At 46.0% G+C, this 13,309-nt stretch carries 9 protein-coding genes, 2 pseudogenes and 1 riboswitch; of the genes and pseudogenes, 5 read left to right on the forward strand and 6 right to left on the reverse strand.

The genetic code is table 11. The annotated features are described in order from the left end of the window. Positions 1-69 precede the first annotated feature (69 nt). From ACX5J7_RS04285 to ACX5J7_RS04295, 3 genes and pseudogenes are all read left to right on the forward strand, one after another. Positions 70-1,066 (forward strand): annotated as a pseudogene (locus ACX5J7_RS04285) (ABC transporter permease). Between the two features lie 16 nt (positions 1,067-1,082). Beyond that, positions 1,083-1,970: an ABC transporter ATP-binding protein gene (locus ACX5J7_RS04290; protein WP_287148818.1), complete on the forward strand. Its 888-nt coding sequence runs from the start codon at positions 1,083-1,085 to the stop codon at positions 1,968-1,970. 130 nt (positions 1,971-2,100) lie between these two features. Beyond that, on the forward strand, positions 2,101-3,321 hold the full coding sequence (locus ACX5J7_RS04295; protein ID WP_287148817.1) for an alginate export family protein: 1,221 nt from the start codon (positions 2,101-2,103) through the stop codon (positions 3,319-3,321). 89 nt (positions 3,322-3,410) lie between these two features. On the opposite strand, the gene ACX5J7_RS04300 is transcribed toward ACX5J7_RS04295, so the two are convergent. The 5 genes from ACX5J7_RS04300 to ccoG all read right to left on the reverse strand — a co-directional run bounded on the left by ACX5J7_RS04300 (position 3,411) and on the right by ccoG (position 9,934). Beyond that, positions 3,411-4,001 (reverse strand): HD domain-containing protein, encoded by a 591-nt coding sequence (locus tag ACX5J7_RS04300; protein ID WP_015066206.1) that lies wholly within the window; start codon positions 3,999-4,001, stop codon positions 3,411-3,413. 76 nt (positions 4,002-4,077) lie between these two features. Then, positions 4,078-4,710, reverse strand: a complete 633-nt coding sequence (locus ACX5J7_RS04305; RefSeq protein WP_012517252.1) for a thiol:disulfide interchange protein DsbA/DsbL — start codon at positions 4,708-4,710, stop codon at positions 4,078-4,080. 434 nt (positions 4,711-5,144) lie between these two features. Beyond that, a complete protein-coding gene (locus ACX5J7_RS04310) occupies positions 5,145-7,067 on the reverse strand; it encodes a TonB-dependent receptor plug domain-containing protein (protein WP_474375786.1) in 1,923 nt (640 codons plus the stop codon). Between the two features lie 87 nt (positions 7,068-7,154). Then, positions 7,155-7,417, reverse strand: a riboswitch (cobalamin riboswitch). Between the two features lie 106 nt (positions 7,418-7,523). Beyond that, positions 7,524-8,507, reverse strand: a complete 984-nt coding sequence (locus tag ACX5J7_RS04315; protein ID WP_498706228.1) for a serine/threonine protein kinase — start codon at positions 8,505-8,507, stop codon at positions 7,524-7,526. Beyond that, entirely contained in the window at positions 8,504-9,934 is a 1,431-nt protein-coding gene (ccoG, locus tag ACX5J7_RS04320; protein WP_474375784.1) for a cytochrome c oxidase accessory protein CcoG, read from the reverse strand. Before ccoG ends, ACX5J7_RS04315 begins: the two co-directional genes overlap by 4 nt. 536 nt (positions 9,935-10,470) lie before the next feature. On the opposite strand from ccoG, the gene ACX5J7_RS04325 reads away from it, so the two are divergent. Together ACX5J7_RS04325 and ACX5J7_RS04330 are read left to right on the forward strand one after the other, a co-directional pair. Further along, entirely contained in the window at positions 10,471-10,743 is a 273-nt protein-coding gene (locus tag ACX5J7_RS04325) for a hypothetical protein (RefSeq protein WP_012518238.1), read from the forward strand. Between the two features lie 111 nt (positions 10,744-10,854). Then, positions 10,855-11,401: pseudogene (locus ACX5J7_RS04330) on the forward strand (DUF3016 domain-containing protein). Positions 11,402-11,524: 123 nt separating this feature from the next. On the opposite strand, the gene ACX5J7_RS04335 reads toward ACX5J7_RS04330, so the two are convergent. Next, positions 11,525-13,285 carry an acyl-CoA dehydrogenase family protein gene (locus ACX5J7_RS04335; protein ID WP_012518236.1) on the reverse strand — a complete coding sequence of 587 codons (1,761 nt, stop codon included), beginning with the start codon at positions 13,283-13,285 and terminating at the stop codon, positions 11,525-11,527. Positions 13,286-13,309 lie beyond the last annotated feature (24 nt).

Genomic DNA, 13,309 nt, shown 5'->3' on the forward strand with positions numbered 1-13,309 from the left:
GCAAGCTCCCTTTGGGTGCAGCGGGGCAGACACAGTGCACCAGCGCTTAATCAATGTCAGGAGCAAGCAATGAGCAAGATGACTACCATACTTCGTCTTCCAACATCGCCGTCTAATGCTAATTCAATGGCGAGTCGGCTATACCAATCCACCCCTGCCTTGTTGCTGCCTGTTATCGGTTTGCTAATGTTTTTGGCTATTTGGAATGGCGTCGCGAAAAGTATTGATACCTCGCTAGGGCAATTTCCTGGCCCGATACAGGTTTTTGAACAGACGGGGGCATTAATTGATGAACATATTGCACAGCGTGAAAAGGCCGCGGCATTTTATGAACGTCAAGAGGCGAGAAACGCAGCTCGCGTAGCTCAAGACCCCACTTATGAGCCAAAAATAAGAGATTTTACCGGTGCGCCGACCTTTTTTGACCAAATATGGACAAGTCTATACACCGTAATGGTGGGCGTTTTTTATTGCATCAGTGGTAGCGGTACCGGTGGGAATACTGTGCGGGTTGAGCAAGTCTGCCTATACGGCGATTAACCCCTTAATTCAATTATTCAAACCTGTGTCGCCATTAGCGTGGTTGCCCTTAGTGACTATGGTAGTGAGTGCGCTTTACGTTAGCGACGATCCCGCGTTTTCAAAGTCTTTCGTCACTTCGGCTTTTACCGTGTCGCTTTGTTGCTTGTGGCCCACGCTTATTAACACGGCGGTAGGCGTATCAAACATTGATAAAGACCTCATCAACGTGAGTAAAGTATTGCGACTAACGCCTTTAGCGCACCTAACTAAAATTGTTCTGCCATCGTCAATACCTATGATCTTTACTGGCCTTCGCCTGTCCCTTGGCATTGGCTGGATGGTGCTTATTGCCGCTGAAATGCTCGCTCAAAACCCAGGGTTAGGCAAGTTTGTATGGGATGAGTTTCAAAACGGCAGTTCAGAATCGTTAGCCAGAATTATGGTGGCAGTGCTGACCATTGGCGTAATAGGCTTTGTATTAGACCGCTTAATGTTATCAATTCAGCGCGCTGTAAGCTGGGACAAGTCGAGTGTACTACGCTAATTTTGAGGAGATATTTATGCACACTAAACACTTAGAGTTAGAACAGGTAGGTATCGATTTCCCTACGCCTAAAGGCCCGTTTACCGCGCTACAAGACGTGAATTTAAAAATTGCCAAAGGTGAGTTTGTTTCATTAATCGGGCACTCGGGTTGTGGTAAGTCAACGGTTCTTAATATCGTGGCTGGTCTACACCAAGCCACTACCGGCGGTGTAATTTTAGATGGCGCTGAAGTTAAACAACCTGGCCCAGAGCGTGCGGTAGTATTCCAAAACCACTCTTTATTACCCTGGCTGTCGGTGTATAAAAACGTAGAACTTGCGGTTAAATCTACCATGCGAGGTAAAAGCAAAGGCGAAATGCGCGACTGGATCATGCACAATTTAGAACTTGTACACATGACCCACGCCTTAGACAAGCTTCCCAATGAGATATCTGGGGGAATGAAGCAGCGAGTAGGTATTGCCAGAGCGTTAGCGATGGAGCCAAAAGTATTGCTGATGGATGAACCGTTTGGCGCACTTGATGCTCTCACTCGCGCACACCTGCAAGATTCACTTATGGAAATTCACGCTGACCTCGGCAATACGGTGATCATGATTACCCATGATGTAGATGAAGCGGTACTGCTGTCTGATCGTATTGTTATGATGAATAACGGGCCAGCGGCGACGATAGGTGAAATTCTAGATATTGAGTTACCTCGTCCTCGAAACAGGTTAGCGCTCGCTGATAATAAGCAATACAACCACTATCGACATGAAGTGCTGACTTTCCTTTACGATAAGCAGAAGAAAGTAGAAACCGTGCCTTCACGGGCTAATCACTCTGCTTCACAGAAAAACATTAAATCCAATGAGGTGTCATCTGAAAAAAAAGACGCTAAAAAATCAGATGCCGCCTAGCACTGCCGGCATCTGAATAAGGCGGTATACCTTACCGCCCACGCATTTTAACTATCGCTTTTCACCCGGCGTTTTCTGTCGGGCGGGAAAGTACTGACCAACAAAAATAAAGAACCGGTAGGTAAAACACATGAACTCGTCACGAAACTTTGGAATGAAAATACTCGCTACCTCTGTCATTACGCTGATAGGTACAAGCGCCATGGCCGATGATATTCACACTGCGCTAAGCGACGCAACTGCGTGGGCCGATTTGAACTTGCGTTATGAGTCTGTAGAGCAAGATAATGCACTAGAAGATGCCAGCGCATTAACGCTGCGCACGCGATTAGGCTTTAGTTCGGGCAGCATTAACGGCTTTTCCTTTACCGCAGAGGTTGAAGATAGTCGTATCGTATTAGGCCAAGATGAATTTACTGTGGGCCCAACGGGCTTTAACGTGGGCGAATACTCGGTTATTGCTGACCCCGAAACAACTGAAGTCGACCAAGCGTTTATTCAATATAAAGCGGATAACTTCACTGCAAAGGTAGGTCGTCAAGTTATTACCTTAGACGACCATCGCTTTGTGGGCCACGTTGGCTGGCGACAAGACCGCCAAACCTTTGATGCAGTGAGTGCAAAGTATGCTGCATCAGAGAATTTATCGCTTTTCTACAGCTACCTTTACAAACGCAATCGCATCTTTGCCGAAGCGGCAGATTTAGACTCTAAAGACCATATCTTACACGCCACCTACACCTCTAAAATAGGTAAGTTCGTGGGTTATGCGTACTTACTCGAAATCGATAGTGATACTGATAATGCACTCGATACTTATGGCGTCAGTTACGACGGGAAAACGAAAGGTGAAAAGGTTAATTGGGCGTATGGGGCTGAGTTTGCCACTCAGTCAAGTGAATCGGGCGCTGGTGAAACCGCGACGGATTTTGATGCGTCATATCTTAATGCCTATTTAGCTGCCAGCTTTTCTGGCGTAACGGCTAAAGTTGATTACGAGATTCTGGGTTCAGATGACGGCCAATATGGGTTCTCGACACCGCTGGCCACGTTGCATAAATTCAATGGTTGGACCGATCAATTCCTAGGTACACCTGCGCAGGGGCTAAAAGACCTCAAGTTTTCCCTATCAGGTGGCCTTGCTGGTGGTAAGTGGCTATTGGCCTACCACGACTTCACTGCCGATGACAGTAGCAACGGGGTAGACGATTTAGGTAGCGAAATTAATGTTCAATATACGAAGAAATTTGCAGGTAAATATAACTTTGGCATCAAGTACGGTACTTATGATGCAGGCGATATTAAAGTAGACGCGAACCGCTTCTGGATGTGGGTGGGGACACGTTTTTAAGATTATCCCCCCGTGCTAACAACGCTGTTTGTGTTAGCTCTCCACACCATGAATAAATACGCTGGCTATAGTGATATTAACATTGCTTGTTAATTGCTTAGCCAGCCGTTTTCAACCGCGATATCAAGCTGCTGTAAAACATAATCCCATAGGGCGGGGGCGCAGGTTTTAAGATGCGCGTTTCGCTTTTCTATTTTCTCTCTTGCAATATTATGCCGCTTCCAGCTACCGCCATTGTCTTTCATATTTTGAAACACGGGAAGTACACGGTCCATCGCTTTAGCAAACTCAGCATCGGCGGTTTCCGCTGCTTCAAATTCAAGCCAAAGGGAAAGCATTTCGCTATCTAGTGGGCTTGGAAGCAAGCCAAAGATTCGTTTAGCCGCTGCTAGTTCTTTTTCTGCTTGTTCATCGTGGTCGGCTTGGTGATTGAAAGCGAACATATCACCGGCGTCTATTTCAACGATATCGTGAATAAGGATCATGCGAATAACCCGACTGACATCAATGGGCTTAGCGGCGTACTGGCTTAACATGTTTGCCATTAGTGCCACGTGCCAACTGTGCTCGGCTGAGTTTTCCTGGCGATAGTTATCACAAGGTAGCGTTATTTGCCTTTTAACGGCTTTTAAATGGTCTAGCTCACATATGAAATCAGCAAAGTCACTTACTGCGTGCATTGGGTTCTCCAAGACATAAAAATGGGCGCTTAAGCGCCCATAATGTGTTTAATTGATGTAGATACGAATGGCGTAATTACTTTTGCTCTGATAGCCACACGATTAAATCAGCAATGTCATCAAATGACATGTCAGCGGTGAATGTTGGCTGATATTTACCGTTAATGATGAAGCTTGGCACACCCGTTAAGTGCTCACGGTATTCGTCAATCTGCTGCTGATTTTTACGCAGCATGCTGTTTACGCCAAAACTTTTTGCCATTTTATCAAACTCTTCACCGTCTACGCCATTTACAACGAAGATGTTACGAAGGTCTTTTAGGCCGGTAATTGACGCGCGCTGTTTGTGAATGTAGTTAAAGATGGCTTTGTTCATGGCATCTTCTTGCTTCATAGCGCGGGCAATAAGCATGGCTTTCGTTGCATCGTCCTGCACTTCAGGGCCAGTAAAACGCATAAAGTTTACGTGCACTTTGTTGAACTTGGTTCCGTCGCTTTTCTTTTCTTTAATTTGCGCAACGATAGGCTCAAACTGGAAACAGTGTGGGCACCAAAACGAGAAGTACTCAGTAATTACTGGCTTATCTGTGGCTTCTTTATCAAGTACTTTGTAGTGCGTACCTTCTTTCCATTTAGACGCTGGCTCTTGTGCACAGGCCGTTAATGGCAAAAGCATTGCCATGACAAACATTACTGCAAACTTTTTCATGGAATATGATCCTATGTTCAAAAATATTATCGGTGATGAGATTATCACAGCATTGTTCGCTTAACTAGGTTCTGTTGTTCTTCAAAACCTTATACGCGATAAGCTCACCAAAAAACGAGATTCAAAGCCCAGCGTGCCACGCGAATGGCTGCCGTTTCATACAAACTCTTGTAATAACCGGTACGGTGCGAACGCAGATTTCAACGTGTGAGTTAGGTTTTACAGGATGTAAGTGTAAAAGTACCAAACTGAACAAAAGATGAATTAAGGCGGGTATCGAGGTTTTTTGGGTACTCACGTGGCAACATGACACGTGGCTTACGTGTTTTCAATCGCGCTTGGCTTGTGTGTTTTCAATCGCAATCTAGCCTAGCAAAAAATAAAAGGCTATACCGCTGGATATAGCCTTTGTGATTGTGGAAAAGTGGAGTTTCCTACATGCTGTAGTTAACTGACAGGAGCGCCCGGCGCTCTTGACCGGCGTAGCCCACAATATCTTCATAGTCGGTATCAAAGGCATTATCGACCTTTAGTGAAACCTGCCATTTAGCATCAATCTGATAACTAAGGTTGACCGTTGCCAGCGTGTAGGCCGACAGCGCTAGTGTCTGCGATGGCTCAGGGAACGGCGGGAAGAAGGTATCATAGTGGCTACCCGTATAAGCCAGCTTCGTGTACAAGCTGAATGCATCTGTTCCAAAGTCTGTGGTATAGGTGAGTGAGCCTTGATGACGCGCACGGCGAAGTTCTGTGGTGGTAACGCCATTATCTGTTTGCTCTGCGTCTAAATAGCTGTAAGCAGCAGTAATGTCACCATAGCCACTGTTCCAGTTAAGCTCTACGTCTACCCCTTCACGAGCGCTTTCGCCGTCAATGTTGTCGGCGCTAAATGCGCCAGCGTCTGTGACGAAAACGAAACCGTTTATCTCATCCTCTAAGTCGGCAGTATAGACGCTAATCTGACCCGTAACCTTCTTCCAATTAGCTTTAACACCTACTTCCCACTCTTCACTAGTTTCAGGTTCTAGGTTGGGGTTGCCAACGAAGCTGGCTGGGAAAAAGCCAAAGCGCTCTGTAAAAGTAGGCGTTTTAACCGCGCTTCCATAGCTGGTAAACAGCGTGTAGTGGTTATTTAATTGCCAGCTTAACCCGCCGCGATAGCTAAGTGCATTATCAAACTCGCTGTTGTTGTCATAACGGGCGCTTAACGTAGCCGTTAAAGACTCGGTTAATTGACCGTTAGATTCTGCAAAAACGCTGTACGTATTGTCGTGCTGCTTTTGATTAGGATCGCCAAAATTGATGGGGCCGCGTTGGTCGAACAGTCGCTGTAGGTATTCAACGCCGCCAGCAAAATCCCACTTTTTAATGGTGTAAAAGCTTGTCCAATTTAACTCAATACGCTCCCCAGTTGTACCGCCGGCGTCAACGCCTGATTCGGTATTGTCATTCTCGTCTTTTCGGTAGTGTGCACATAATGCAGAACGATATTGCGTATTGTTTGGGGCAAACTCCCAGCGTAATTTAGCGCTAAGTTGTGCGCCGTCGGTCACATTATCGGTGTCAGTTGGTAAGCCGGTAACAGCAAAGTCAGTGCCGTCGTAGTCGTTTTCATAGTGCACGGTACGCAAATTAGCAATTAGCGTATGCTCATTAGACACAGCGTAGTTAAGGTTAAGACCAGCGGTCATGTTATCGTAACCGTCATCTTCATTGCCTACGCGCGAAACATTATCGCCATCGGTACGGATATAGCTAGCATAGGCAGACACACCCACATTATCGCTTTGAGAGCGGGCATTCATACTGCCTTGTAGCGTGCCTTGTGTCCCTGCTGCTGCAGAGAAATCAACGTGTGACTCATTGGCTGCAAATTGGCCCGACTTTGTTGTAATGCTCAGCACGCCACCAATTGCACCACTGCCCCAGCGGGCGCTTTGAGGGCCGCGAAGCAGTTCAATACGCACCACATTGGCACTGGTTAGGTGGGCCAAGTCAACGAGGCTGCCTTGACCTATATCGTTAGATACAACGCCATCAATTAAAATAAGTAAATGGTTGGTTTCGCTTCCGCGAACGCGCACTTCAGTTAAGCCGCCTGGGCTACCAGATTGAGCTAGGCTAACGCCCGGCAAACCGCGAATAAGATCGGTTAGTTGCAGTGCACCTGAAGCTTGTATATCGCTTTCGGTGAGTACTGAAACAGAGCCGGGAAGTTTCGTTAACGATATGGGCAAACGCGTTCCGGTTACGGTAAGCGTTTCAATATCTTGGTTGAGCGTTTGAGAGTAAGCAGGTGTGCTTAAGCACGAGAGAACCGCAGCACTTAGCGCTGCTTTATTAAAATATATATGCATGGTTTTTTATATTTTCTTTGATGCACTCCGCCCGAGCACATGTTTAAGGGAAGCGTTCTATTTGCTAATTTTGAGGCTACAAGCAAACGACACCGTGAGGCACAGGCCGGTATCCGGGCTTACTCACCGTCACATTTAAAGTGATAGCTCTTTTGCCTTCCCATCTAATAGTGTTTGCTAGCGCAAAAGCGCGCTCACTTACAAAAGACAGTGGCGTATGAAAAGAAAACGACATAGCGTTGAGTTTACCGTTGCGGGGGCAGCATCAGTTTTCCACTGATTTCCCGTTTAACCCTAGTTATCGTCGTCATCGGTTGATAAACAAGGGCACCTACGCGTGGGCGATTATATAGAAGTTAAAAATTGATAGCGAATACAGTTTTTTATACCTTACGCCTTTTCGTTGTCTTTAATACACTGCGAAAAGGCGTAGTGAAAAAGCACGTGTTAAATGGGCTAATAGCCCAATTTTAATGAAGGCTCTTGAAGCGCAGATAGCTGCTCTTTTAATGCAAGAATTTGTCCTTCCCAATATTTATCTTCTGCAAACCAAGGGAACGCACGGGGAAACGCGGGGTCTTCCCAGCGTCTTGATAGCCACGCCATATAGTGCACCATACGCATGGCGCGAAGGGGCTCGATAAGCGGAAGTTGCGACGTGTCGAAGGTGTGAAACTCCTCGTAAGCTTCAACTAAGGTATCAAGCTGCAAAAGCTGCTGTTGACGGTCGCCGCTTAGCATCATCCATAAATCCTGAATGGCTGGGCCCATACGACAGTCGTCAAGATCGACAAATGTCGGGCCGTCTCGCCATAAAATATTACCCGGGTGACAGTCGCCGTGTAAGCGAATGGAAGTGGTGGGCTTATACGCTTCTTTGGTGGCAGAAATGACGGGATTTAATATGGCAAAAAATGCGGTTTTTAAATGATCAGGTAGCAAAGTACTTTGCTCGAGCACTTGTTTTGGCTCGTTGAGATAGCTTTCAACATCAATGGAAGGGCGAGAAGTAAATGCTTTGGAATGAGCGACACGATGAATGCGACCTATAAAGCGGCCCATCCACTCGAGTTGGTCAAGGTTATCATTTTCAAATTGTCTGCCGCCAACAGAGGGAAACAGCGCAAAGCGGTAGTCGGTCTCACCTACTTTGTGATGGTGCAACGTACTGCCGTTTATGGCAGTAGGCGCGGCCAAGGGAATTTCATTCTCTATAAGTTCTTGAGCAAACTCATGCTCTTCGCTGATTTGAGTGTCGCTCCAGCGGCCTGGGCGATAGAACTTGGCAACGTAACGCTTGCCATCTTCGGCAAGAAATTGGTAAACCCGGTTTTCATAGCTGTTAAGCGCTAACAAGCCGCTTTGAAGAAAAATGCCCTGGCTTTCCAGGGCATCTAATATGGTATCTGGGCTAAGCCCAGAGAAAGAAAAATCTGTCATCGATAAAGGAACTTCGTTGGTTCATCAACCGTAACCGTTTCTCCATCAATTGTGGTGGTTACACTGATAAAAATATCGGTAACCGTATCTTCCAGATTATAGGCGTCGGTTGCAACTGAAATCGGTGTACTGTAAACCGTACCACCGACAACCGTAACCGTTTGCTCACCTATGTATTCGTAATCAGGTAGCCCTTTCACTGCAATAGTGTAGGTTTGGGTTTGCTGAGTTTTATTTAAAACCTTAATGGTATATACGTTTTCTATCAGGCCTTCATTGGTTTCACGGTATAGCGAGTTTCTGTCGCGAATAATGTCCACCTCGGTGGGGCTTCGCGTCCAAATGTTGGCAAATAGTAAGCCTGTCATAACGATAAGCACTACAAAATAGCCAATCAGCTTAGGGCGTAAAACGTGCGTTTTACCGCCAGCCAGTTCTTCTTCTGACGTAAAACTAATCAGGCCTTTGGGGTAACCCATTTTATCCATAACGCCGTTACAGGCATCGACACAGGCACCACAGTTAATGCACTCGTATTGAAGGCCGTTACGAATATCAATGCCAGTGGGGCACACTTGTACGCACAGGTTGCAATCAATGCAATCGCCTAAGCCTTTCTCTTTTACCTGCTCGTGACTAAGTTTCCGGGGGCGCGGCCCGCGCTGCTCACCTCGAGTTGCGTCGTAAGATACAGTGAAGGTATCTTTGTCGAACATGGCTGACTGGAAGCGGGCATAAGGGCAGATATGAGTACACATGATTTCTCGCATATAACCCGCGTTACCATAGGTACAGACTGCAAAGAAAATAACCGAAAAGCCCGCCCAAAAGCTTGTGTCAAAGGTAGCAAAGTCAATAAATAAGGCACCAATGGGGGTAAAGTAACCCACAAAAGTTAAGGCAGTAAGCAAGGCAACTATTACCCACGCTGTGTGTTTGGCTGTTTTCCTTAGAAATTTATCTACGTCCATTTTACGCGCATCAAGCGCTATGCGCTTATTGCGTGGGCCTTCGAATTTCTCTTCAAACCACGTGTAGATATAAACCCACGTGGTTTGTGGGCACATAAAGCCACACCACACTCTCCCTGCAAAGGTTGTCACAAAGAAAAGTGCAAAGGCCGAAACAATGAATATATAGGCTAATAAAGTAAGGTCTTGAGGCCACAAAGTAAGCGAGAAAATAGTAAACCGCTGCTCACCAATATCTAGTAGAACCGCCTGGTGGCCGTTGTATTGAATCCATGGAATAACGGCAAACAAGGCCAAAAAGAAAAGGCCAAAGAAACGTCTGAAGGTTTCAAGAGGCCCCTGAACGGCGCGCACATAAATACGGCTGCGTGAATCATGGCGCTTACCCTCTGCACTACCTTTCGGCTTATGCACTTTTACCGGCGTAACGGTCTTTACCGGTATTTTTTCATTCATAGCTTAACCTTATGTAGATGTAGCGAACTGCCTGCGCAGTATAACTGCGATCTCAACATCGTATTTAATATAGATCAATAATGGGGCGTATGATCTAACTTTTAGGACTTTCAGTCAATACTGAAAGTTTAGAAATTTCACGAATGACATAGCGTAACGCGTTGATTTCTCGTTTAACCGTAAACACTTTTATACAGCTCGTGAAAATCGTTCTAGATGCGTACTACTATACATGAGTATAGATTGTCGTATTTACAGATAAACCCGTAAGCCATTAATATCGGCGACAATATTATGGTCAAATACTGTCTAAATCATGTACATTAGACTTACTCTAAAATGGAATTTGGCAAAAAGAAGTTAGGTGATCTGTTTTTAAGTTGTGTGTAACTTGAAGCTATTTGTTTAAAACGTGCGTCAACGTTAACTGGGAAGTTATGTTAAGGTTCTTTATTATCGCGGCTGAAATAATCGTTCTGGTTTTGGTACTGCGATCCCCGTTTGTTCAGTACCTCTTTGAGGATATCCAACACTCAGTGTCAGATTGGCTTGTGGCTTTTTCTACCTTGCCAGAACGCAAAGAGTTAGGAAGCCTGCAGGATAAAATTAATATTGAGTTAAGCCCGCTGAAGCCCTATCAGCAAACCTACGTGAAGCAAATAACGGTTAGCAGTGCCAGTGTGAAGCGCTTCTACCTTACCTATTGTGAAAATGACGACATAAACCCAAATTTTACGGGAACTAAACGCGCTCAACTTTGCCTAATCATCAAGCAGTCACCGGTTATGCAGGTCGCCAAGCAAAACTAACCTAAGTTTAACTCTGTAGGTGTGTAGTGCGCAGGGCGATTATAGTTCGGACAAACTATTTTTAAAGCTTGCTAACTTATGGTCGAATCGACTGAATTTAGGAGCATAAAAGTGAATAAACTACGTACTTTTTCTTGTTTGAGTTGCGCCGCAGCAGTAGGTTTACTAGCGGCTCTTGCTCCCTCCCAGGCAGCGGAAGTCAACATTACGTGGGAAGAGCCTGAATCTTACAGCGATGTAAGGCCAACCAATGAATCGCGCAAACGTTTTCGCGAACGCACGTTAGAAGAGCTTGAGTCCCATATTGCAGAGCTAGCGAGTAGCTTACCGGAATCACAAGTGCTCTCTATGACAGTGACTAATGTAGACCTTGCCGGACAGGTATGGCCGAGCCAGTTTGTCGGCTTTGGCTCAGGTGCGGGAAGCGACGTTCGCATTATCAAACGCATCGATATACCGCGCATGACCTTTAGCTACACGTTAGCCAGCGAAGATGGCAAGGTGATTTTTAAGTGCAAAAGGTGTGAAGCTTAAAGATATGGATTTTATGGAGTCGAATATTCGTCGCAACCGAACAGAGTCCTTATCTTATGAGAAAGCCATGTTGAATGACTGGTTTTCCGATACTTTTTCTACGCAAGTTGCCGCAACGAATTAGGGCAGCTGCAGAGCATATTGCAAGCAGAGACTTAAGGCAATAAAAAAGGTCACTTCAATGAAGTGACCTTTTTTGTGCCTTCGGCTTATCAGAAGTAGATAAGCCGAGCTTAGCTGTTATATTTTAAAGGTAATCAAACTCATTACCTGAAACGGCGAGGGTACTTTCTGGGCCTGCTTTATATGCGGCTTTGTGAGCATCGCGACGTACAAGAATTCTCTCCATGTAGAAATCACGAGTTTTCATCTTCGATGCCGCGAGCACTGCATTGCCGACATGCTGAGCTTTGTCAGCCATACTGTACCAAAGTACGCCAATGAGTGAATACGCGCTGTAAGCTAGATAATCGCAGGCTGCTGAAGCTGCCGTAGTCGCATCCATACCTAAGCAATCAGCAGAAGAGGCGCGCCAATCATCAAGGATGCCTTGCGCAAGATTTTTCGCTTCGCTGTCTTGTATATCGCCAACTAAAGCAGAGAATGCCTTATAGGTCGCTTCCATCATTTGACCACCGTCGCGGGTTAGCTTTCGGCCTATTAGGTCAAGCGCTTGAATGCCGTTAGTTCCTTCATAAAGCATAGCAATGCGCACATCACGCATAAGCTGCTCCATTCCCCACTCGCGAATAAAGCCGTGGCCACCGAACACTTGAACACCTAAGCTTGTGGTTTCAAGGCCCATATCGGTCATAAAGGCTTTACAGATTGGCGTTAAGAATTGCAGAATCTTCTCTGCATCTTCTTTTTCTTGCCCTTCACCGAGCTTCTCAACGTCCATAAACTTCGCATAAAAAAGCGAAAGGGCGCGGCAGCCTTCTATCAGAGACTTTTGAGTAAGCAGCATTCGAGCTACGTCAGGTTGAAAGACAATAGGGTCAGCTTTGCCGTCTGGATTTTGAATACCTTGAGGCGCGCGAGACTGCACACGTTCACGTGCATAAGTCAGGGCACCCTGGTAAGACGCTTCTGCAGCCCCTAAACCTTGAAGGCCCACTTGGAAGCGCGCGTCATTCATCATGGTGAACATACAGGCTAGACCTTGGTTTTCTTCACCCACCAAGTAACCTTTAGCGCCGTCAAAATTCATCACGCAAGTAGGGCTCGCTTTAATTCCCATTTTGTGTTCAATACTGCCCACGGACAGGGTGTTTGCTTCACCTGGTTCATTGTTCGCATCTGGCAGGAACTTAGGTACTAAGAAAAGACTTATTCCTTTTACCCCTTTGGGCGCATCGGGAAGGCGGGCAAGCACAAGGTGAATAACGTTCGAGCTCCAGTCTTGGTCTCCAGCCGTGATAAATATCTTGTTACCCGTGATCATATAGCTGCCGTCGCCTTGTGGCTCAGCTTTGGTACTAAGTAAACTGAGATCGGTTCCCGCATGAGGCTCGGTAAGGTTCATGGTACCTGTCCATTCACCGCTAATCAGTTTGGCAAGATAAATATCTTTAAGTTCTTTGCTAGCATGCTTGGTTACCGCAAGGGTAGCGCTTTCTGTAAGCATGGTGGTTAAACGCCAGCTTAGGTTTGCTGCATTTAGCATTTCGTGAACAGGCACAGCCATCGTGTAAGGTAGGTCTTGGCCATCATACTCGGCTACCCCTAGCATGGCGTTCCAGCCATTGGCTACGTATTCTTGATAGGCATCAGCGAAGCCTTTTGGCGTGGTTACTTTCCCGTCTTCTAACTTACAGCCTTCTTCATCGCCTTCACGGTTTAAAGGGGCAACTACATCTAATGCAAACTTGGCACCTTGAGCAATAATTTCATTCGCCAATTCGCTATCAAAATCGGCTATGCCAAGCTTTTGGTAGTGGGCATCAAGTCCAAGCCAATCTTTTAATAAAAACTGAAAATCAGTTGTTGGGGCATGGTACAGAGGCATGGATGACTCCTTTTTCAAACAAGT

It is taken from the genome of Alteromonas infernus, from assembly GCF_902705815.1.